This is a genomic window from Mesorhizobium sp. L103C131B0, from assembly GCF_000502275.1.
Taxonomy (GTDB): domain Bacteria; phylum Pseudomonadota; class Alphaproteobacteria; order Rhizobiales; family Rhizobiaceae; genus Mesorhizobium.
On record NZ_AYXC01000039.1, the window covers coordinates 1 to 21,188 of the forward strand.

24 protein-coding genes and 1 pseudogene are annotated in these 21,188 nt (G+C 58.9%); 12 read left to right on the forward strand and 13 right to left on the reverse strand.

Annotated elements, in window-relative coordinates; all coding sequences use genetic code 11:
- Positions 1–204 (forward strand): hypothetical protein (locus X730_RS1000000168405; protein WP_032910501.1); only part of this gene is annotated, 204 nt, incomplete at its 5' end.
- 143 nt (positions 205–347) lie between these two features.
- Here the strand turns inward: X730_RS1000000168405 and X730_RS136060 are convergent.
- Positions 348–611, reverse strand: a complete 264-nt coding sequence (locus tag X730_RS136060; RefSeq protein ID WP_023827762.1) for a hypothetical protein — start codon at positions 609–611, stop codon at positions 348–350.
- A 645-nt stretch (positions 612–1,256) separates the two neighbouring features.
- Between X730_RS136060 and X730_RS136050 the strand changes: the two genes are divergently transcribed.
- Positions 1,257–1,658, forward strand: coding sequence for a response regulator (locus X730_RS136050; protein WP_023827764.1), 402 nt, complete (start codon positions 1,257–1,259; stop codon positions 1,656–1,658).
- A 253-nt stretch (positions 1,659–1,911) separates the two neighbouring features.
- Here X730_RS136050 and X730_RS136045 read toward each other — a convergent pair whose 3' ends face one another.
- From X730_RS136045 to X730_RS1000000168370, 3 genes are all read right to left on the reverse strand, one after another.
- A complete protein-coding gene (locus tag X730_RS136045; protein ID WP_031197500.1) occupies positions 1,912–2,127 on the reverse strand; it encodes a hypothetical protein in 216 nt (71 codons plus the stop codon).
- Between the two features lie 260 nt (positions 2,128–2,387).
- Positions 2,388–2,984 (reverse strand): hypothetical protein, encoded by a 597-nt coding sequence (locus X730_RS136040; RefSeq protein WP_031197501.1) that lies wholly within the window; start codon positions 2,982–2,984, stop codon positions 2,388–2,390.
- A 540-nt stretch (positions 2,985–3,524) separates the two neighbouring features.
- A complete protein-coding gene (locus X730_RS1000000168370) occupies positions 3,525–3,707 on the reverse strand; it encodes a hypothetical protein (RefSeq protein WP_023827767.1) in 183 nt (60 codons plus the stop codon).
- A 178-nt stretch (positions 3,708–3,885) separates the two neighbouring features.
- Between X730_RS1000000168370 and X730_RS1000000168945 the strand changes: the two are divergent.
- Positions 3,886–4,041 (forward strand): annotated as a pseudogene (locus X730_RS1000000168945) (transposase); the annotation flags it as partial.
- Between the two features lie 927 nt (positions 4,042–4,968).
- The gene (locus X730_RS1000000168950) at positions 4,969–5,199 is read left to right on the forward strand and encodes a helix-turn-helix domain-containing protein (protein ID WP_081731698.1); all 231 of its coding nucleotides are present in this window, start codon (positions 4,969–4,971) and stop codon (positions 5,197–5,199) included.
- A 279-nt stretch (positions 5,200–5,478) separates the two neighbouring features.
- Here the strand turns inward: X730_RS1000000168950 and X730_RS136030 are convergent, their stop codons facing one another.
- The gene (locus X730_RS136030; protein ID WP_023827768.1) at positions 5,479–5,721 is read right to left on the reverse strand and encodes a DUF982 domain-containing protein; all 243 of its coding nucleotides are present in this window, start codon (positions 5,719–5,721) and stop codon (positions 5,479–5,481) included.
- Positions 5,721–5,951 (reverse strand): hypothetical protein, encoded by a 231-nt coding sequence (locus X730_RS136025; protein WP_023827769.1) that lies wholly within the window; start codon positions 5,949–5,951, stop codon positions 5,721–5,723. Before X730_RS136025 ends, X730_RS136030 begins: the two co-directional genes overlap by 1 nt.
- 524 nt (positions 5,952–6,475) lie before the next feature.
- Between X730_RS136025 and X730_RS1000000169165 the strand changes: the two genes are divergently transcribed.
- Entirely contained in the window at positions 6,476–6,607 is a 132-nt protein-coding gene (locus X730_RS1000000169165; protein WP_280816343.1) for a hypothetical protein, read from the forward strand.
- Positions 6,608–6,816: 209 nt separating this feature from the next.
- Positions 6,817–6,990 carry a hypothetical protein gene (locus X730_RS1000000167100; RefSeq protein ID WP_245261459.1) on the forward strand — a complete coding sequence of 58 codons (174 nt, stop codon included), beginning with the start codon at positions 6,817–6,819 and terminating at the stop codon, positions 6,988–6,990.
- A gap of 747 nt (positions 6,991–7,737) precedes the next feature.
- Here the strand turns inward: X730_RS1000000167100 and X730_RS1000000167945 are convergent.
- On the reverse strand, positions 7,738–8,019 hold the full coding sequence (locus X730_RS1000000167945) for a hypothetical protein (RefSeq protein WP_155922551.1): 282 nt from the start codon (positions 8,017–8,019) through the stop codon (positions 7,738–7,740).
- Between the two features lie 119 nt (positions 8,020–8,138).
- On the opposite strand from X730_RS1000000167945, the gene X730_RS136010 reads away from it, so the two are divergent.
- Both X730_RS136010 and X730_RS136005 read left to right on the forward strand, forming a co-directional pair.
- Complete coding sequence (locus tag X730_RS136010) at positions 8,139–9,377, forward strand: hypothetical protein (RefSeq protein WP_023827773.1); 1,239 nt, start codon at positions 8,139–8,141, stop codon at positions 9,375–9,377.
- The gene (locus tag X730_RS136005) at positions 9,364–9,987 is read left to right on the forward strand and encodes a hypothetical protein (RefSeq protein ID WP_031197503.1); all 624 of its coding nucleotides are present in this window, start codon (positions 9,364–9,366) and stop codon (positions 9,985–9,987) included. Before X730_RS136010 ends, X730_RS136005 begins: the two co-directional genes overlap by 14 nt.
- A 563-nt stretch (positions 9,988–10,550) precedes the next feature.
- Here X730_RS136005 and X730_RS136000 read toward each other — a convergent pair.
- From X730_RS136000 to X730_RS135990, 3 genes are read right to left on the reverse strand one after another with little or no spacing between them, the layout of a single operon-like run.
- Positions 10,551–11,000 carry a GtrA family protein gene (locus X730_RS136000; protein WP_031197504.1) on the reverse strand — a complete coding sequence of 150 codons (450 nt, stop codon included), beginning with the start codon at positions 10,998–11,000 and terminating at the stop codon, positions 10,551–10,553.
- Complete coding sequence (locus X730_RS135995; protein WP_023827776.1) at positions 10,978–11,670, reverse strand: class I SAM-dependent methyltransferase; 693 nt, start codon at positions 11,668–11,670, stop codon at positions 10,978–10,980. Before X730_RS135995 ends, X730_RS136000 begins: the two co-directional genes overlap by 23 nt.
- A complete protein-coding gene (locus tag X730_RS135990) occupies positions 11,645–12,712 on the reverse strand; it encodes a glycosyltransferase family 2 protein (RefSeq protein ID WP_196814859.1) in 1,068 nt (355 codons plus the stop codon). The genes X730_RS135995 and X730_RS135990 overlap by 26 nt, the downstream gene beginning before the upstream one ends.
- Before the next feature lie 1,135 nt (positions 12,713–13,847).
- Between X730_RS135990 and X730_RS0135095 the strand changes: the two genes are divergently transcribed.
- Positions 13,848–15,680, forward strand: coding sequence for an OmpA family protein (locus X730_RS0135095; protein ID WP_031197506.1), 1,833 nt, complete (start codon positions 13,848–13,850; stop codon positions 15,678–15,680).
- Positions 15,681–16,578: 898 nt separating this feature from the next.
- A complete protein-coding gene (locus tag X730_RS135985; RefSeq protein ID WP_031197507.1) occupies positions 16,579–16,944 on the forward strand; it encodes a response regulator in 366 nt (121 codons plus the stop codon).
- 64 nt (positions 16,945–17,008) lie between these two features.
- Here the strand turns inward: X730_RS135985 and X730_RS135980 are convergent, their stop codons facing one another.
- Both X730_RS135980 and X730_RS135975 read right to left on the reverse strand, forming a co-directional pair.
- A complete protein-coding gene (locus X730_RS135980; protein WP_245261457.1) occupies positions 17,009–17,911 on the reverse strand; it encodes an HWE histidine kinase domain-containing protein in 903 nt (300 codons plus the stop codon).
- A gap of 286 nt (positions 17,912–18,197) precedes the next feature.
- Positions 18,198–18,500, reverse strand: coding sequence for a hypothetical protein (locus X730_RS135975; RefSeq protein ID WP_023827783.1), 303 nt, complete (start codon positions 18,498–18,500; stop codon positions 18,198–18,200).
- A gap of 641 nt (positions 18,501–19,141) precedes the next feature.
- Between X730_RS135975 and X730_RS135970 the strand changes: the two genes are divergently transcribed.
- Both X730_RS135970 and X730_RS135965 read left to right on the forward strand, forming a co-directional pair.
- Positions 19,142–19,936, forward strand: a complete 795-nt coding sequence (locus X730_RS135970; RefSeq protein WP_023827784.1) for a PRC-barrel domain-containing protein — start codon at positions 19,142–19,144, stop codon at positions 19,934–19,936.
- A gap of 198 nt (positions 19,937–20,134) precedes the next feature.
- A complete protein-coding gene (locus X730_RS135965) occupies positions 20,135–20,431 on the forward strand; it encodes a GlsB/YeaQ/YmgE family stress response membrane protein (RefSeq protein WP_023827785.1) in 297 nt (98 codons plus the stop codon).
- A 273-nt stretch (positions 20,432–20,704) separates the two neighbouring features.
- Here X730_RS135965 and X730_RS135960 read toward each other — a convergent pair.
- Positions 20,705–21,188, reverse strand: a 484-nt coding sequence (locus tag X730_RS135960; RefSeq protein WP_023827786.1) for an IS256 family transposase, incomplete at its 5' end; no start/stop codon positions are given.

Genomic DNA, 21,188 nt, shown 5'->3' on the forward strand with positions numbered 1-21,188 from the left:
CGCCGGCGCCAGGTGGCTCCAGACAATGATAACACGTTGGAGCCTAGATGCTTCTGGCCGATCGTTGAGATGCCCGAAACGGAGAACATGGTTGCACCTCGTCACCTTGGTGATCCGGCCATGATCATCATGTCGATTTATCTATCGTTTTGTCTCGTCGGGCAGGCTCTGCTGATCCTGCTGCTGCTTTTCCCAAACCCCTAAGGCTGCTGGGCCGCTGGGGGGCTGCGGCTACTTGCCGACGATCGAGTCCACCAACGCAGCCTCGATCCGCTCGCACCCGGTGAAATCATGCACCAGGCTCGTAGCCAGCTCCCGCCATTGACACTGAGGCGCTCCGGTTTCCCTTAGGCATCGGAATGCAGAGCGGAGAACGTCGGCTTGGAGCGCGGAGACGGCAACGTAGCCGGATTGGCATCTTCCCAACTTTGCGCCATGTCGTTGCGATGACGTTGACGAAGGCGCTCCAGCAGTTCGCGAGAGGCTCGGATGGCCCGGCGCGACTGATCCATGTCACGGCGAAATGTAGCGGGTTCCGCCATGGACATCTGCCACATCAGCAAGGTGGCCGCAGTGGCCGCTTGAGCGATATCTTTGGGCGTTGCAACCATCGCATCCTCCCAATAAGGCAATGGTAAACGCCATCTTTATAGGCCCGCCGAACCCTTTCCTCCAATCAAAAACGACCGTACGGATTCATACGGCAATGGCTATTCGTCGGCTTCGTCGACCTTGGCTTCCGTCGTTGACGGTCTGAGTGAATCCCCTACTGCCTGGTAGTGTCCGGTTCCTGGCAGCGCTCCCTTCGTTCTTCAAGGAAAAGCTTGGTGTGCTCGTCCCACTCAAGAGGCGTTGTCCCGCGCTCTTGAACGAACTTTTCAAACTCCTTGCGTAGGTCGGCAAGGTCCAAAGCCCAAAGATGCTCAATGCTACCGGGGTTGGACATCGGGTTACCAATTCCGCCCATTCTCTCGGAACTAAGTTGGCTTCGCGTTTGAGCCTTCAAGATGGCATTACGAGATAATTTGCTCGGTTGCTGATACGCCTATATCTTAGGCGGCGCGGGGGGCCTCATATCTTCCCGCAGTGGCCGGTGCGGTTAAGCCCCCACAAGCTGCCCAACTGCACCGGCATTCCCTTACGGCAGGGTAGCGCACGCCCGCATTGAGCGAGGACTGCAGCGGCGTACCACAACCATCTGTGGAACTAACGCGCGCGTTGTGCGTTCGACGCTGGATTTAGGGGTGCATTCCGGGATGGAACACAGTTTGGTTCTGGTCGCAGAAGACGAGCCACTGATTTTGCTCGACCTTGAAACGACCTTGGAAGAGGCTGGCTTTCGGGTTGTAGCCGTTCCCACCGCCGAAGCGGCCATTGAGGTGTTTAACGAGAAGCCGGAAAGCTTCAGCAGCCTGGTTACAGACGTGCGACTAGGATCGGGGAAAACCGGATGGGAGCTAGCCAAGTATCTTAGAGGCACCAACCCCACTTTCCCTGTGGTTTATATCAGCGGGGATAGCGCGGTTCACTGGGGCGTTGAGGGTGTTCCGGAAAGCATCATGATCTCGAAGCCGTTCGCCCTGCCTCAGATCATCACGGCCTTGTCAACGCTGCTTAATCAGCAACGTCCAGCTCCGCTTGCGGATGGATCGGTTTAGCTCCTATTTGAGCTTCGTTTGTCAACGACATAATCGCCTGCAAACACGGCGCAAACCGGGCTTTAGCAAAACATTTGCAACGAGGCACAAGCTGGCCTGATGAACGATGCGGAAGCCTTGCCGCCTCGCAAGCATTGACCAGATGCAATTGCGCGTGATGAAAAACCCCGTCCCCTACTATCAAACAGAGGCCGACACTCGGCGCCCTGATGGGGCACGAAGGCGGGCGAATGGCCCAACTTGTCATGCCACCTCAGTCAGGCGAACCCTCCGGGGGGAACCTTCCGTGAGATAGCCTCTGCTTCAGGTCGTCGGCATTCAGGATGGCTGCCAGCTCTTCGGCATACTCCATGTCGGGAAGGTCGACAGATGGGTGGCCCGCTACAATAGCCGGCAGCCCGGTGAACACGTCGAACACCGTCCACGTCCCATCCGGTTCCCGCCTGATGTCGTACCGCAGAGTTGCCATGAGGGCATCATATAGATCGACCATTAGTGGTTGGGAATATTTGGTCCACGGAGGCTCGGGATGCAGAGCGCTGATTGATGGCGCGGGCCCGACCGTTTTGCCGACCGGCCGGCAGCGGAACCCGGTATCCGCACCAGATCGCTGCACCGAACCAACTTGGCAGGTTGCGCGTGGTTCCCCGGACAAATGAAAAGCCCGCTGGCTCACGCCGGCGGGCTTCTACGCAACTCCGACCGCATCGCAAAGCTGCGACGGTTCTCTTAACGCCGCGAGATCAGCAGGCAGAGCTCCCGGAGGTCCTTGTCATAAGAGCCAGAACCGCTCAGCACATCGACACAGCGTTTCTTCATGCGTGCAATCTGACTCTTGGACATGTCGGCAACAACACCCGGCAGGCTTGGAGTGCCGGGAGTGCCCGGGGTCCCTGGCGTTCCAGGCACACCGCCAATGCCGACACCCACACCAACGCCGACACCAGTCGTGCCCCCAACGGTCGCACCGAGACCGGCTGTAACGCCGCCGGCACCGCCGATATTTGCCCCAGCACCAGCCGCAATCCCATTGCTGCCCCCTACTGTGGCGCCAGCGCCGGCTTTGACACCGCCGGAGCCACCAATCGATGCGCCGAGCCCAGCGTTCACGCCGCCGGAGCCGCCGACCGAAGCACCCGCACCCGCCCGAACGCCGCCGCTACCGCCTATAGACGCGCCAGCGCCAGCGTTAACACCGCCGGCGCCGCCGACAGATGCTCCGGCACCAACGCCAATGCCGCCGCCGGCGCCGGCAGGCAACGCAAGGGCTATTAACACTGCACCGCCGGCCAAAACACGGGCGAAGTGCGCTAGAATCTTTACCATGAAACTCTCCTTGGTTGTCGAACTCTGCAGCCGAAATACTTTGGCTGTTGACAGCATCTACGCATAGAACAGAAAGCGGTTGCCTAACTTTAGGAAAACTCGCCGAACATGCCTTTCAATATCAACCGAACTTAGATGCAATTAGAATTTAACTGTAAAAAACTACGACTCACTTATTGCACGAACGAAGAAGGTTCGGCATTTAACTTCAAGCAGGGTGAGTTGACGGCACCGGGCTCCGGCCAAAACACAAAAGCCGGCCACTCTAAGGCAGCGGGCAGTAATTCTAGGCGGGATCAGCCACCTTCCCGTTCATTCATGTTCTGCCGCTTTCCATTAAGGCTTCGACCGGCAGGAACGACCAAAGCAGCGCGTCAACGTCCTCGGACTGGAGGTCGCCATATTTGCCTGTGGCGAATTCCATCAAAAACTCGGCCCTGACGCGATGCGCTTCCATTGTGGTGCAACGATAGGCGTAGACGGCGTTAAGTGCGGAGCGTTCTGCATCGGACGCCTCGTTGCGTTCGTTGATCGCCTGTTCTAGCCCGACAGCGCTACGCGTGCGCGCTCTTCCTTGATCAACCTTTTTAAGGTTCGCAGATCGGCTCGCTTGGCCATGCGGAGCGCGACGGCCGACTGCTTACCTAGATCGGGCGCCACCTTGGCGAGTGCCACCAGCTTCTGTTGCTGCTCGGCATAACGGCTTTTGACGTCCTCGCCCAAATCGGCCTCGACTTCATCGAGATCCCCGTAGCGCAGCGTGACTGCCCTCCGCCAATGGACAAGGGAATGAATAGTTCGGCCGTCTTCGGCAGATAGGCGTCTTCTACTTCGGTGGCCCCATCGACCGCGGCAATGAAGCGGCTGTAGGCAGTATGCTTTGCCGCGGTGAGCCCTCCCAGTCGTGCCGGGCGGCGGCATCGCTCCGGACGGAAGCCGCTGGATATCTTCTCGGTCGGCCTTCCTGCTTCCGGCACGCGTACTCGGCAAGCTGTTTCGACGGCTCTTCCTCACCCGGCTGGTCGCGCTGCACGACGCAGGACGGCTCTTCTTCGGATCGATGGCGCACCTTCCGCGCGGCAGGCATTCGTGCGGCACCTGTCGCCGGCCCGCAAGAAGCGCTGGGTGTTGCCGAGCGAAAATCCGAGTTAGATGTTGTTGTATTTCGTGAGATTGGGTGAGTGCGGGCTGCTTCCGCAGTCGGCCTCGGTTGTGTGACGTCAAGCTCTGCAAATGGAGCGGCCATTGCGCTGGCGACATTGATCGTCTGGGCGCGAGACCATCAAGCCTGACACCGTACCTACCGACAGGGCAAAATCGCCACTATCTGGCCACTGAGGTGCTCTTGATGCCCGGCTAGGGACGGAGGCGCCTTCTTGCTATAACTATAGCACTCAGTGCCTTCGACAGGCTGACTGTCGTCAGCGTCAACCGAATCGAACTGTAATAAACGGCAGGTTCCAGGAAGGCTGCAGCAGCATTAAAGCGTCCGAGATTGGCGACAAAGCTGACATCGGAATACTCAAGGCCGGAGTTAAACACCTTCACCACTTTGCGACATCACGATGTCCAGCAATCGACCGTCGAGTTGGGGCGCGCGGCCCTCGGACACGGGCGAGCAGCGCCCGTTGGCGGCCCCGATCGCCAAGCGCAGATCCGCCGAAAAGAAAGGCGTCCTTCATGGCGGGATATCCGCCGCGGACTAACGGCGCGATCCGCGTCGGCACCGGTGTCCGCTATCGGATGCGATCGAGGCGTTGTCCCCCTCGGGCCTTTTTCTAGCCGGCAGCCCGAGACGGTCCTACCGTAGTCAGAACCCGCTTTCAGTGTTGCGCGAAGTCGCCGTAGAGGTGCGTGACGCACCGGTATCGACAGATGTTCTCAATCAAGATCGTTTTGTCGACCCCGAGTGCAGGAGGTCGTCTTGGTCTTCACCATTCGCGGACCCGCATCATCCAAACAGAGACTTGGTTTGAGGTACAAGATGACGGAACCACTGTATCTAACGCCGGAGGAAGTGACTGAACGTTTTCGCGGTGCTATCTCGACAGGGACATTGGCCAATTGGCGAGCAATGCGCGTCGGGCCAGCTTTCGTGAAGATTGGAAAGTCCATCGTCTATCCCGTGGCCGACCTCAACGAATGGGCAAGTCAGCAAACCGTTAGGTGCCGTGCGACAAATCGACTCAAAGGGAAGGAACATGAGCAATCGTGAACATGGTCGAAAGAGGTCGCATACGCACCCCAGAACCCGCCCTCAGTCACGCCGCTGTCCAAATTTTATCATGCAAAATCAAGAAGATGCCGAGTTGCCACGGGTGATGCATAATCGACCATGTGACCTCCATCGGTCACCCCGGCCCTATGGTACGCCCACCGGCAAACAACTGTCCATCTGGGGCGTCGCTCGGTAGCCGGACGGCATAGATGCCCGTTGCGCTAGTGAATTCGCCAACCAGACGCGAACAGACCCGAATGGTCCCGTCCAGCGGTGTCAATCCGGCAGCAGCATCTCCTCTTCATCAGCTGCGGCCTCGAACAGCAGCCGGAAGTTGTTACCCGGCATTTTGCCATCCATCGCAGATAGGCAAGCCTCGGCCGCCAGCCGCCACTTGGGGCCACGATTGGACCACTTTAGAAGCTCCTCCGCGGCGGCATCAACTCGGTTGACACCAAGGCGAAGCCCCGGGCGCTCAGTCTTCACATAAACCGGAGGGTTGAACCAACGGTGGGGCATCAAGCCTCTCGAACGTCAAAGGCGATGAACAGTCCCCAAACGGAGGCTGATTTGACGATCATTTCGACCAACTGGCAGTCAGTCTCACGAAGATCATGGCCGCGCTCGCGCACCGCTGCAATGGTCGCCTTCACGGAAATTATATTGCCCGGTTGAGAACCCAACAGGACCTCGCGAACCAACTCCTTGGCCGTTCGCTGTGCAGTCCGAATAGGTGCTTGAATGTCCATCCCATCCTCCCAGAGAGATAGAACGTCAACCAGCTATTCTGTGGTGCATCTTCCGAGAAAGGCAAGTGCCGGAAACGTACAAAGCAGGTTGTTTAGGGGCGCAATTCCCTTCGACCGATTTGCGCTTCGTTATCGTGGCGACGGATGGCGGTGCTCGGAGCGTCTCGGAGCCGTGCACCTCAACTCGACGACATCGACCCGAGGCGCACGCTGATCCGAGGAGCAGGACGAGGGAGGCTGGGACCGAAACGCCATGCTCTCGACCAACGGGTGGAACTCTCAGGTGGCGCGACGATGACGCCGAACGCCAATCTTCGAGCTGGCACGGAGGGCAAGCGTTCCCTGCAGCGATTGCGCAGGTAGAGCCCAGGCCCCCGAATAGCGTCCCCAGCCTCCATGCACTGCCAGCATCAACGGCAGGGAACAGGGCGAAGTTCTGACCCCGATCGCCGGCCGACTTCGGCGCCGAAATGGTTACCAAACGAAAGCGATGTTGGTCCGCAGCGAAGTTGAACTTTGTCAACATGCGGCTTTTTTCGCCGCAGCGGCGCCATATGGCTTTCGACCAGGCGCACGTGCTCGGCCTCGACAGTCACCAATGGCCGGAGGCTGACGGTCACCTTGTCGCCGCCGATGCGCGTGACCGGGCCGATTAATTCAATGCTGGCCAATCACTGAGAGATCGAAGCGACAACACAATGCGAGAAGTCATAGGTGGGGATCGTCACCCTTATGCGATCGGGATCACCCGACCTCTTACAATCGCAGTGACGGCGACCTCGTCGCCAACTTTGATATTGCCCCGAGCCATGTCCAAGAGCCTGGAGCAGCCGGCGCTGGCGTCAAGATGAGCGGAAACTAATATGTGCAGGCGCTTTATCAGCTCATGAGCACGCGCGGCGCAGACTTTCTGCACAAGCTGATTTTGAACAAGGTCCCTGATACGGTCGGTGCCGGTGTCATCTCTATTGCCGAGCTGACCCAAGAGCTTTCGCCGATGCTAAAGCGCTCGGCATCAAAACGACAGAGATCGAGGTAGACGTCAGCAGCGCTGATCCTCAACGCGGTCGTCCGCCGCAACGACCACTTGGCAACTGATCATGTCGCGGTGCTAAGGGCGAGAGACAACGATAGAACAGGTCTTCCTTTGTTTGGCAGCCCTGTAGTCAGCTTCCCACGGCAATGCTTCGATGTCGGGCTTGTGCCCCGCTTCACGGTAGGCGGCCTGAGCCAGGTAACTTGCTTTGTCCCGCTCCACAAGGCAGACAAACGGCGGATTTCCCGGGCACCTGTAAAGGCCTACAGCTTTTTCCATGCAATAGGTGTCCTACGGGTGCTCGAGCATGTCGTCCTTCATTGCGATGACAGAACAAGAGAGAAGATAGCATCGGCCCGGCACCCCTGTAAGGTTTTCGGCGAGCTTATTAATGTGGGGTTTACCATTGCTTTTGAGGGTGGCTGCGATGGTTGCAACGCATACGGATATCGCTCTGGCGGCCCTTCAGGCCACCTGCCTATCTCGGCAGCGGTCCATGGCAGGGACCACCGCACTTCGCAGGGAGATGGACAACTCGACAAAGAATGCGGCTTCAGGCGAACTGCTGAAGCGCCTTCGTCAACGTCATCGCGACGACGTGGCGCGAGGTAGGGAAGATGCCGACCCGGCTCCTGTTGCCGTGTCCGCGTTCCAGGCCGACGTTCTCCGCTCTGCATTCCGAAACCTAGTCAAGGAAACGGGTGTGCCTGAGTGTCAATGGCGCGATTTTTGGCGGAGACCGGCTGATGGTCAAGGTTCCCGAAGGCCTTTGCCGGCCGTTGGCGCATCGTCGGTATGGATGTTTGGGACAACGACTTCCTCGATCTCGTCGGCGGAGGCACATCTGAATTCAAAGGCTTGGCGGATGGCGAGATCGCCTTCAAGGCGGCCCTCACCGGAGGGGTACCCAGCGCGGTCGGCCGCCCAGCCATGCATGTCGATGAAGAAGGTCGCCATTGCGAGGAAACGGTGCCGTTGAAGCGCGAATATCGCTCCCTTCCTCGGCTGGTGTGATCGGTCGACCTGACCCAAGGACGACTTCCTGCTGCAGAAGGAACCGAAGCGGCGCGGCATCGTTGATCCTTAAGTTCAGTCGCAGACGGGGCTTCAAGTCTGGTTGATGATCTTGAAGCTTTCGAGGGACCGATTTCATGGCTGGCAGCGCCATCGAGCAGGCGAACACAGGCTCGCCATCGGAGAGTATGGCGGCCTCACCTGTGGAGACACAACTGGCGCTTGGAGACTTGGCCCGCGCAAACGCTGGCGGTCGCCTTTGGGTCATCGCCGCTTCGGTTCCGCTCCTGTTCATGATCAGCGGGCTTGTCATTCGGTATGCTGCATTCCATTCAGTCTCGGCAGTGCCAGGCTTCGAAGCTTATGCGCGTGCGCTCTGCAGGTGGGACTGCGCGTGGTATGTGGACATTTCCGAACACGGCTACGAGCGTTTTCCCATTCCAGGCCAAAGCAACGTCGGACGCTGGGGCTTCTTTCCATTGTATCCCATGCTCGTGACGACCCTTCGGTTTGCTTTCCCTTTTTCCACGATTCTGATCGCGACGATCACCTCGACTGCGTGCAGCTACGCCGCCTGCCTTGTGGCATGGCCACTTCTGGAGAAGAACGTCCGCGCTTACATACTGTATTGCGCTTTTCTGCTTAGCGGGCCGTTCTCCTTCCACTTCACCACGTTCCTTACCGAACCTCTTTTCGTGCTCCTGACGTCGTGCGTCTTTTTGGCACTCAAGCGCTCCAACTACCTGGCCGCTGGCGTTACATGCGCTTTGCTGTCGGCAACGAGGCTGGTCGGGGTCCTTGCTGTGTTTGCAATGGTCAATCAAATGTTCGAGCAGCACCGCCAGCAGGGCGGGTCGGCGGTGTCTTTCCCGCGATGGGTACTTGGTCGTCCGGATATGCTGGTAGCTATCTTCATCTCGCCCGCCGGCCTGTTTGCTTACATGCTCTTTTTGTATCTCACTGTCGGGGACGGGTTTGCTTTCTTGCACGTCCAGCGCGCGTTTGGGCGGGTTGCTGGCGATCCGCTCCTTTTTCTATGGGACGGTCTCGCTGCTGTTCCGACAAAAGGCTGGCTGCCCACGGCGCCGCAATGGAGCGCGCTCGCAGCGATTATAGGGCTGATCCTATCGGTCGTTCTGGCGGCCCGCAGGCGATATGGCGCTGCGCTCTTCTGTGCGAGCAGCATCATCCTGCCGTTGATCACCAACCTGGCTTCCATGGTTAGATACGTCATTGGGCTTGCGCCGCTGCTGATGTTGATTGCCGAGCTGCTGTCGGTATCGAAGCTGACCTATCTGGTGATTTTGGCTCTTTTCCTGAGCGCATCTTATTTCATGACTTTGGCGTGGATTGGAGGCTATCTTGCCCTGGTCTGACAGCCTGTCACTCTATGCCCGTGCTGGCTCGACTCGCGGCTACGCGCTGGCGTTGGTTCTGGCCGTGTCCGAGATCATCATCCTCGCACTCGCTCTCAATCCAGATGTCAACGCCGATTATCGGGCCTATTACATCGATCGCACGACGACGTGCCTCAATCGCGATGCGGTTGGCAGCTACACTCCTGGCCAGACGGTATCGTTTCGATCCGACGGCGCCAAACAAGCAGCCGGCATGATGGTCTGCGGTTGGTCGGGCCCGGTAGCCGACGGAACCCATTCGCTGGGCGAGACCTCTCGGTTGAGACTGGAAATACCTTCGCTTCGCGACGAGCTTACGGCAACGCTACAAATGTCCGCCGTCATTCGTCCACCACAGACCACCCAAAGGGTAATCATCTCGGTGAACGGAGTTCGCGTACACGAGGTAACACTGTCGAGCAAAGACCCGACGACGATCTCGTTCGCGATCCCGCACGCAGCGTTTGCTAGCGCAAAGGTACTCGAAGTGACTTTCGATTATCGCGACGGGATTCCGCCAAGCCCAGCCGCCAGCAAGATCTACAAACGCGCCATTAAATTGGTATCGTTTCGGCTCGACGCCGGCTAGAGAGCACTTCACCGTTTTGTGCAAACGGTGAAGTGCTCTAACTCTTTATTTAACGCAATTCCGGACGGAAACACCGCTTCACGACTTTCTGAAGTTGCCCTATTTCAGCAGCACAACAGTTCGTGATCATCTCATGTGCCTGCACCTCCCGGATGGAGGAGAGCCGTCGCGTGCCTCCTCGCCGCTGGCCGGCAGCCAATCGCGATAGGGTAGAGCGCCGCGGGCTCGAGATCATTGGTCGCCGGGATGGCGGCACTGCGCAGCGTCCGCCGGGGTCACGTTTTCTTTTGCGCGTCGTTCGCCTCGAACGGCTGATCGGTACGGACGCAGGGCTCCCTTCGGAACGGAAGATTAATGAAATTAGGGCTTGTCTGCGGCGACAAACCATTCGGTGATCACCACCCTGCGTAGAGGGCACATCACTGATCGTCACGTCGTCCTGGTCAAAATTATCTGCATGAGATCGTTCCTTGCGTTGGCCGTGATTCAGCAAGCGGCTTTGGAGCAGTTCACGTTACCGTGAAACGGTGTTTTTAGAACGAATCTTTCTGGCGGATTGCGTATCAGCCATCGCCGGTCTGATCGGGAATGTGTTCCACAAAGACCCATCGGTCGAGCACGACGAAATTGATCCCGGGTACAAGCAAGCAGGTAATCATGATGGGAAAGATAAGGGGCAGGCCCAGCTTCGTCGTCAAAAGCGCCGGCGCGCCATAGGCGATCGCCAAGCCGGTCGCCGCCAGCAAGAGAAAACGCGGAGCCTCTGATCTGTGCGACCCCCGCGACATGAAGGTTACTGACCTGTGCGCGAGATAGGAAAACAACGCCGCGGCTGCGTAAGCTGCAAGGGACGCCCGGACGGGGCTGAAGCCGAACCGTTCCGATTTGACAAAGGCGGTTGCCAAGGCGGCATACAGGATTGTGGCGGCGATGCCGACCAGGCCGAAGCGGGCCAGAAGCTTTAGGGTGCCGCCGCCGGCAGATCGATGCTCAGACACGCCCGCTACACGCATACTGGGCTCCAAGCGGCAGCAGCGCCAGGGCACGCTCAACCTGTCTGGCGAACCCGCCGGTCGACGGGAGCAGCAGGAAGTGCTCGGATCGAACCTCCCTAAAGCCTGCTTGTCGAAAGAGGGCCGCTGCTCTGACCGCGTTGAGCAGGACCGCGTCTTGGTCGAACGGACACCGGAGCACCGCCAGACGCGTCAGCGGATTATAGGGATTGTGCTCGATGATGCAGGCGACGCCGCCTTGCCGCACGACCCGTCGCATCTCGCGAAAAAAATCGAGCCAGGATGCGGGCGAAACATGATGAACAACACAACTGGCAAAGGCCAAGTCGAACACGCAGTCCTCATAAGGCAGGCCCGTCGTGGTGCATGTCCTATAGACGACGCCCGGATTGTCCTCGCTGGCGCGCTGGATCGACCCTTGCGAGACGTCGCAGCCATCCAGGCGATCGAAAGCGCCGTCTAGATAAGGATGGAGCGAACCGACACCGCAGCCCACATCAAGCGCCCGCACCATGGCTCCCCGGCGACGAAGTCCTCGCTCGGAGACTAGGCGCCGCAGCAGGTCGGCCTTTGCAGCCAAAAAGAAATCGTGCTTGAGTCCGGAAAAGCGGATCGACCCATCGATCGTCTCTGCATAACTGGATCTATAGCTGTCGAAGAGTTCGGCCACTTGGAGCGACTCCGTTGTTGGGCTTGCGAAATGATCTCCGGCGCCCACCACCGATGGCAGCCACCGGCTCGTCGAAGCCGGTAAGCCGATTGATCACGTAAAGAGGTCGGCGTTTCACCTCGGCGTGGATACTACCGACATAGAGGCCGACCACGCCGGTCATGAAAAGATTGATGCCACACAGAAACGATACGATCACCACGGTGGACGTCCAGCCGGCAATGACGCCGGTTTCAAAAATCCAGGCGAACACGGCGTAAGCGCCAAAGGTCAGGGCAAGTGCGGAAATCGCCGATCCGCCCCAAAGCGCAAAGTGGAGCGGCTTTTCCGAGAAGCTGACAACGGCGTGAACGGCAAGGTGCATCATCTTCCAGAAAGGGTATTTGGTCTGGCCGATGGTCCTCGGAGGGCGTTCGAATGGCACCGCCGCTTGCTTGAATCCCATCCAGCCGAACATGCCTCTGACGAAGCGATCATGTTCAGGCATGTGTCTGAAGACGTCCAGCGCATGGCGGCCGACCAGGCGGAAGTCCCCGACGTTGCGCGGGATGTTGACCGCCGTCATCTTCTCCAGGAAACGGTAGAAAAGATCGGCGCTAAGCCGCTTGAACCACGATTCGCCTTCGCGCTTAACACGGCGGGCGTACACGATCTCGAAACCTTCCTTCCACTTTGCCACGAGATCAAGAACGACCTCCGGTGGATCTTGCAGGTCGGCATCCATGACGATGACCGCATCCCCCGCAGCAGCATCCATGCCTGCCGTGATCGCAATCTGGTGTCCGAAATTACGGGAAAGCTCGATAAGCCGGAAGCGAGGTTCGGCGGTGACCACCCGCCGAAGGTATTTGACGCTGCCGTCATGACTACCGTCATCGACGAAAATCGCCTCGGTCTCTCCGTCCAGCCGACTGATCAGTGATCTGATCCGTTCGATCAGTCGCGGCAGCACTTGTTGTTCATTATATATCGGCAGGACCAGCGAGTAGCGCGGCGACGCGTTCACTCCCGTCCCGACGCTTTGGATCACAGAGGCTCGCATGCGGATGAAAATGAAGAGCCCGCACCAAAGTTCCATAAGGTGTAACTAATTTAGAAACTTTAGATATGGCGAATCGGTTGGAAAGGCAGGCGCGTGTGAAACTGGTTGACAGGCGCGCAGCCTAGTTCGACGAGAAAACAGTTCGCCGGATCTAAAGGTTATCGTCTAGCTGCTTAACCCGCTATTGGGGAAGCGTCCGCCCAACGCGACCTCGGACACGTTCCGCACATTCCGACGGACTCAAAATCCAGTCGCAACGCTACCTAAAGCGCTGCAGACCCTCATCCTTATCCCTTATCGAGATATCGTGAACGGCCGGAGCATCATGGTTCTGAGCCGGATTCCGCGTCTTTAAAAGCAAAAATCCCGCAACAGCTGAGGCAGACCGCATATGCGTCCGATTAGCCCAAACTGTGCGGCTGCGGGGCAGCGCCCCGCGGTGGCTGGGCGCCTGTCGGCCAAGCGAGCCGCTTGTAAATACTCCGAGCGGCGCAAACGGCCATTCTTGTTCGCTGTGGACATTGGAGCTCACAATCTCGGCATCCTCGCTAGGGGCGGCTTGAGGCGGCGCCTTGCGGAACTCCAACAACCGTGGTCGGCCCTGGCAACCAAAAGCCGAGTCCTGCATTGTAGTAGATGCTGTTATACCAACTCCCCATGTGCTGTTCTCGATGCGGTGCGCGCGGCCATGATTATGAGCACTGCACGCATCTGAACCATGGCAGCCTCTCCGAGGCGCCTGCGCCTTCCACCCAGGGCGATGAACGGCACAACCAACAGGTTCCGGTTAGCAATCCAACCCAGATCGCTGGGCCGGGCCGGATATTTTGACACTGATTGAAGTCGTGCGCCTGCAGCGTCAGTTCGCGGCACCGAAGCCATTTGCCCGCTGGGTCCGTCCAGACGGTCAGAAGGGTCCAGAAGGCCCATCCGCTAGCCAGCGGGCGTTCTCATACCGCAGATTACCCCGGAACAGGCCGCGGCGTCCTCCGGCGGACTGTATCTGCGGCTCGGCTCGCGGCGTCGCCTCCGAAGCAATCTGCCCGTCGGCTGTTAGCAAGCGCGGCATTCCAGATCGAACCGGAACGAATGTAGCAGTTTTCAGTAACGACGGGACACGTCAAGGAGAATTCAAATGACACGCCGACCAAAAATTTTGGCGAGCACTGCACTCGGTTTGCTGATCGCGTCCGCGCCGTTCGGGCCCTTCGCGCCCCTCAGCAGCGCCGCCTCCGGTCCCGCACGATTCGTCGCATCCCCACCGCCGATCTTTATCAAGTTAAAATGCAAGGAGGGCGAGTCCGCCGAAGCCTGCGCGCTGAGGCAGCAGGCTCCCACCGAAAACGCTGCTCCACTTCCAGCGACCGAACCACAGCCTGCTCAGAAACCGCAGGAGCAGCCAAAAGAGGCAGCACCTGCGTCCGAGGCAGCTCCCGTTCAAGAATCCACCCCACCGGCTGAACCATCCGCGAAGGAACAGCCTGCTCAACCGGCCGCGCCGGCGCCGGCCTCCGAGGCTGCGCCAGCGCAGCCGGCCCCAGACAAATCGGCTCCAGTTAAGCAAGTCCAGCCACCTGCAGATGAGGCACCTATACCCACCCCGGCTCCCCAGGCGCCTGCTACGACCGATCAGCCTGCGCCTGCCCAGGGCGAACAGCCGGCGGAACCTACGAGCAAGCCAGAAAAGAAACCTGCCGCCGAGCAGCCTGCCGCCGAGGCGCCTGCACCAACGCAGCCCGTGACTGGAGAACAACCTTCGACCGATCAGCAGCCTGCAACCGCCCCAGCTAATGGTGAGCCAGCGGAGCCCGCCCAAAGCGAAAAGCCAGTTCAGGGCGAGGCTCCAGCAGATCCGAACGCCGCACCAGTCCTCGACAGCGAAAAAGATGCAAAACGTCCGGGCAAGGACGGCAAAATGCCCGCTCAGCAGAGCGATGGAGGTCAGGCCCCCGCTTCTGCGGCTGCCCCCGTAGACTCCGGACCGCCTCCTGCGGACGACAAGGCAGCGCAGCAGGAAATCAAGCCTGAGAAGATCGTTCCGGTGACGGATGAAAAGGGTACCCGCCGCGACAAGGCCCCGGATAGCCAGGCGCCGGAGCGTCCAAAGGGCGCCGATGTTCTCACCGAAATTGGCGGTCGGATCATCATCCAGTTCAACAACCAGACGATCGTCCAGAGCAACGAAGCTCCGCGAATGAACCGTGGTGCCAAGGATGTATACTACGAGGATCTGCCGGGCGACCGCACGCGCGAGACAATCGTTCGGGACAATGGCATCCAAATCGTCACCATCCGCAACCGCTATGGCGATGTCATCCAGCGATCGCGCATCACGCCCGACGGCCGCGAGTATGTGCTGAGCTATGTCGACGAGAGGTATTACCAGGACGTACAGGATTGGCGCGATCCTGGTGATGACTTGCCACCGATGCGGCTGAACATCCCGCGCAAACAATATATCCTGGAGTCCGATTTGGTCGAGAATGCCGACGACTACTATACCTTCCTGGAGCAACCGCCGGTGGAAAAGGTCCAGCGGCTCTACTCGGTCGACGAGGTCAAGCGCTCGGCGCGTGTGCGCGATATCGCCCGGCGGGTTGATCTCGACACGTTGAATTTCGAGTCCGGTTCGGCGGCGATCTCGGAGAGCGAAGTCCAAAAGCTGCAGGGCGTTGCGGACGCAATGGAGCGGCTGCTGAAGAAGAACCCGGCCGAAACATTCTTGATCGAAGGACATACCGACGCCGTCGGTAGCGACAATGCAAACCTGGCCTTGTCCGACCAGCGAGCAGAGGCCGTTGCCGAGGCCCTCACCACCTCCTTCGGCATCGCGCCAGAGAACCTGACGACCCAAGGCTATGGCGAGCGCTATCTTAAGGTAAACACGACAGGGTCCGAACGGCAGAACCGCCGCGTCGCAATTCGCCGCATCACAGCGCTGGTGGCGCCGGTCGCCAGCGCCAACTGACAACGGGTCTCGCGACGCGGAAAAGAGTGCCGAGTCGCGAGACCCTTGCCAGCCAAGCTGATCAATGCTCCGGCCTCCTCTGCTGGCCGAAGATGCTTGTCTTTCAACCCCGACGCGGCCTGTCAGCCTTCCGTGCGGTTTTACCATTCCACTTGCGGCTAAGTTACATTCCCGCATGTTCAGGCAAGGCGGCGAAAGCACCATCGTTTGTCATCGAGGCCACTCGGTTGCGCTCGATGATGCGGGGCAAATCGCGCCTTCTGCTGATGGTCCAGGACCAGCCAAGGAAATCTGCCTGGCCCATGCATTTTCGAGGCCATGCTTGCGCGCGGCGCGACGAAGCCGTCTGTCCGTTTTCACCCCAAGAGCCTCCCGACCGGCGGTCACGCCATCGCCGATTTCTGCCAAATCCGAAATCCTAGTTTAATAGCTATCACCTGTGACCCGAGGTTCCTTGCCGGGGACTTTCGTACGCCTGCTAGGGCCCGAAACTCTTCACGATAGCAGTCCAAGCTTCTGGTGGAGAGGCATAAAAACTGGACATCGGGTTGCGGGCGTGCCGACGGCTCAATTGGGGCCGTCTCCGGACTGTCCGGTTTCGGGTCCGCACTCGCGAAAAGCTAGCTTTTGGCTCGCGCCCGTTGAACCCAGCCCGCATGGACAAAACAGGCCACATTGGATGTGTTTGCCTGACAGATTGATGCGCAGGAACTTGCAAGCGGGTTAGCCGCAACGTTCCCAAGACGTTTCTGCAGGCGCGGCGACGTTCCCTGAGAGTTAGCGTGGACGCGGCGGTTGGCTGCCAGTCTGCGCCAAATCTGCCTTGTGAAGTATTTCAATGGAGCGATTTCGGCGCACAGGAGTTGAGGACGTGATTATCAATTGTAGGTAGAAACCGATGTCGCTACCTCTAGGTATTTTGGTTGTCGAAGACGAACCTCTAATCCGCATTGACATCGCGGATTTTCTCCGGAGCGAAGGATTTCTGGTTTTCGAGGCTTCCAATGCCGACGAAGCCATCGCCATACTCGAAACAGGTTTAGTGATCGAAGCGATGTTCACCGACATCGACATGCCGGGCAGTATGGATGGCCTGAGACTTTCGGCCGCCGTTCGCGATCGATGGCCGCCCATCAAGATCGTAGCGACGTCAGGTCACCGCGCCATGGCGGCAGCGGATCTCCCGGGAGGGAGCGCGTTCTTCGGCAAGCCCTATGACCACGCGGCAGTAGCAGCCTGCCTGCGAGGTGTCCTGTCGCTCTGATGGCGATGACGGAGGCTGGCCAACCCTTACTGAACGGTTTAGGCCACCGAGATCACTGAAAGATTTATTGCGCAAGGCGATCAGGCTGGACTTTCAGCGTGACAACAAGACCATCCTTTGCCCAGTCGTAGACAATCGAGCCGCGCAGATGACCAGTTACGCTGCGTTCGACCAATTTGCTTCCATATCCTGGAGCAGCGGTCGGCGCCTCAACGGGAGGCCCGCCACTTTCCGTCCAGACGATCGAGACGGCCTCACTTTGCGCCGAGCACGAAACATCCAGCGCCCCAGTCTCGGTCGACAGAGCGCCGTATTTGAGGGAATTGGTTGCAAGTTCATGGATGATAAGCGCGAGAATTGTTGTCGAAGACTCGCCAACGCTCATCCTGGGCACCGCAACCCGAATTCGACCGCTGAAAGCGCCCAGATCATCATACGGCGCCAGAAGTACTGTCAAAAGATCGCCTAGCAGCGCCGAAGCGGCCTCGGTTTGACCCGGCACGGGCCTGACCAGATCGTGGGCGCGGCCCAAGGCCGTCAGCCTCTGTGTCAACTCGCGCGCCATGTCGTTGGTCGTGGTCGTCGAACGGGACGTGATAGCGGTAAGGCCGGAGGCGATGGTCAGCAGGTTCTTGACGCGGTGGCTCATTTCGCCGGCCAGAAGCTCCCGGCCTTCCTCCGCCTGTTTTCTCCCCGTGACGTCAATGAAGATGCCGAACATCAGCCGCTGGACCATGCCTTCATCGTCGCCTTGCCCTCGGGCCGAGATCCATTTGAGCTCCTCGCCGATCATGATCCGGAAATCGATCTCGTAGGGGCCCACAATTGCCCGCGTCGCGTTGAACGCGGCTCGCACACGGTCGCGGTCGGCAGGATGGATGTGCGCGGATAGATCTTCAAATTTGACGTCCGTGGCACGCGATATGCCCCACAGGTCATNCTTGAACAATGTCAGCCCATGCTGCACCGACTGCCCGCCGTCGATCGGCAGGATGGATGTGCGCGGATAGATCTTCAAATTTGACGTCCGTGGCACGCGATATGCCCCACAGGTCATAGGCCCGATCATCCATGGCCAACGCATCGCTGTCCACGTTCCACGACCATAGGGTGACGCCTGCGGCTTCGATGGCGCGGATCAGGTTCCTGGGCTCCCATAGGAGTGGTTTCAGATGTTCTGCTGTGGTTTTCATGGACGCTCGCAAGATCGCAAGGGAGGTTTGACGAATGGCCAAAAGGGATCTCAGATCCAGTTATTCCAGGTCTGAGAAAAAGTCGCAGATCAGATCGGCAAGTTTGGTTGCCTCGAAATCCGTCATGTGGGCGGCTGTTTCCACAGCAGCCGTTGCGATATCGTCCTGATCGACCGCCAAAAGATCAAGAATTCGGGCAAATCTGATTTTGAGTTCATGCGCGCTTTCGAATTCGTCGATCGTGACCTGAAGAATCCTTGGCGTAGCATCGATCAATCGGGTTTGGATGCTGTCAGGCGACGATGCAAGGATACGTATAGCGGCGAAAAACTGTTCGCGCGCATTGGTGTATATTTCGTCCATGGGGTACCTTCTTCGCTGCCGCCACGCCCTGGACGCGGGGCATGAAGCGCGACGTTCAAGAGCTGAGAGATAGGGCGTGCTGTTTCGGCACCGCTACGGTCGCTGAGGCTGGATCGCTGGGATGGTTTCGGACCCTCCACGTTAGGAGGGCAACCCTAGGTACCATAGATCTCCACCATTACCCAGCCCTCTAGGACGGCGCGTTTTCCCGACACACGTGCTGGGACGGCGATCAGTGATATGGCGAAAAAATGACAGGGCGACGCATCGCGACGGCACATTCCATGCACGACCAAGCAGGGTGTCAGCCGCTTTAGCGTCACCGGCCGCCGTCGTCCGTATCTGCTTTGACATGTTACGTCTTCAATAGCCCTTGGGCGACCCTCAACGTCTGCATCAGTTCGCATCGAGGCCACCTCTATCCCCAACGCTTGGTGCATAGGTCCGACATGAAATACTCGTTGACGATCTCGCGTGCACTGATGACAGGTTCATCAGCAATTTTCCTGTCAGCAACCGTCGCAAGCTGGAACCAAAGTCCGTATGGAGTGTTGAGGTGGGCTCGTTCCGCGGTGGATTTCCTCCTGGCTGGCGCGTGCTTGAGGCAAGAGTTCGAACTGTAGCCGCCGAGGGAAATTTCAATGAGATTGGCTTGGATGGCGGCGCCGGTAGCGTTGCTGCTGGGGCTTGGCCTCCAACCGGCTTTCGCCGTCTGTAACATTTCCGATGCTAAGCTCGAAGAGGCTGTCCTCAAGAGCCCGGAATTGCGTAATCCGGAAAATCGCTACCTTGTCCGTGACCTACGAACCCTTAGAGATGCCGCCTTCTTGCTGTGGTCGTATGGCTTACAGGAGGACTGCGAACGCTTGCTCGCCAACATTCGACAACTGATTGCCGCGCCATCAATGGCGAAGCTTGGGGGCAACGACGAGGACCTTGCCGATGAGCAGGTGGCCGCAGAAGAACCACAGCGGCCGCAGGGTGGTGAAGTTCAGGGTAAACGCAGCACTCCAGGCGCAGGACCTCTCACCAATATTGACGAGCTTGAACCCGGTCTACGTGTCGACGAGATTGTCGGCGCCGAGGTTCGCAGTTCGGATGACAAGATCGTCGGTGAAGTTCGCAACGTCATCATTGGAAGCAAGGACCGATGGGACTACGCAGTCATTGCCTCGGGCGGCTTTTTCATCGCCGGCAAAGACAGCATCGTCGTCCCTCTGCGGTACATGCAGGTCAATCAGGAGCGGAACAGCTTCTACCTGCGCATCTCCAGTACCGATGTGAAAGCCGTTCCGTTGATGCCCGACCAGGAATATCTGTGGCTCGCGGACGACGCATGGCGTGCGAAGAACGATGCTGTCTTCGAGAAGCTAGATTCTCACCCGGTTCGAAACGATCTGCCGGCAGGGCAGCAACCCACGACTAAAGTTCAGTGAGCTTTAAAACGGTACTTGCAAGACGAGCCTCTGACGGCGATGTGCTAAGGATTCCACCACCTAAAGATAGTGTTTGCGCGCTGGGACGGATAGCACCTCTGACGCGCTTTGGCTTTCGTGGGGATAGCGGATCGGCTATGGACTAATCGCCGGTTGCAGACACGAATTGCGCTGCGGAAACGAAGCCTGGAGGACACCATGCACCTGTCGAACGAGAGCATAATAGTTATATTGGTAGTGGGACTTATTGCCGGATGGCTGGCCGGTAGAATCGTGCGGGGCGTGGGCTTTGGCGTGATCGGGGACATCGCAATCGGGATCATCGGCGCGTTCATAGGGGACTGGCTGCTGCCCCGCGCAGGCATCCATCTGGGAAGCGGAACGATCAGCCTGATCATCAATGCAACCGTCGGCGCCATTGTACTTCTCCTAATCATCCGCTTGGTTGCTGGTGGAGGGCGTTTCGGAGGCGGATGGAGGGGTCGGTGGCGGTAGCCATCTCCCGTCGGCAGGGTGATCCGCCTTTGATCCATGACCCGCACTCAGGCGAAGAGAGTGGCTGCTACGGTTTCTGTATCATAGGTTCGCTACCTGGTTCTTCATCTGCGCCCGGTTAACCGGTGGTGGCGGGCCACATCGTAGACCAGGATCGCTGCTAGTTTGCGGATCTCTCTCATCTCACCTTCAATCTGAATTAGCGATCCGACACAGCTTCCCCGCCGGGTTGTGTGCGTCAAGTTCTGCAAAATGGGGCAGCCATGATGCTGGTCATGCGGCTTGGCGCAGAGCGAGCTCCTTGTGCTCGCGCAGGTCGTCCATGTTGATGTATCGGTTGGCCTCCATCCAGTTTTCATTGGTCTCGACGGCCAANTTGGGGAAGATGCGCACGACATAGGTGCGCCGGCGGATTTCCTCGTTGAGCCGCTCCAGCATGTTGGTGGATTTGAGATGCTTGTGATGCTGACGCGGCAGCCGGAAGAAAGTCAGCGTCTGTTCTATGGCTTCTTCCGCCCAGGTGGTCAGCCGCGGGTAGCGGGCCGACCATTTGGACAGCCACGCGGCGAGATCGGCCTTGGCCTCGGCGAGATCGCGCCGGTCGTAGAGCCAGCGCAGTTCCTGCAGGCAGTCGTCGCCGTGCTTCCTCGGCAGGTGATCGAGCGCGTTCCTGAGGAAGTGGACGTAGCAGCGTTGCCAGGCGGCTTCGGGGATCACCTCGCCGATCGCTGCCACCAGGCCGGCGTGATCGTCGGAC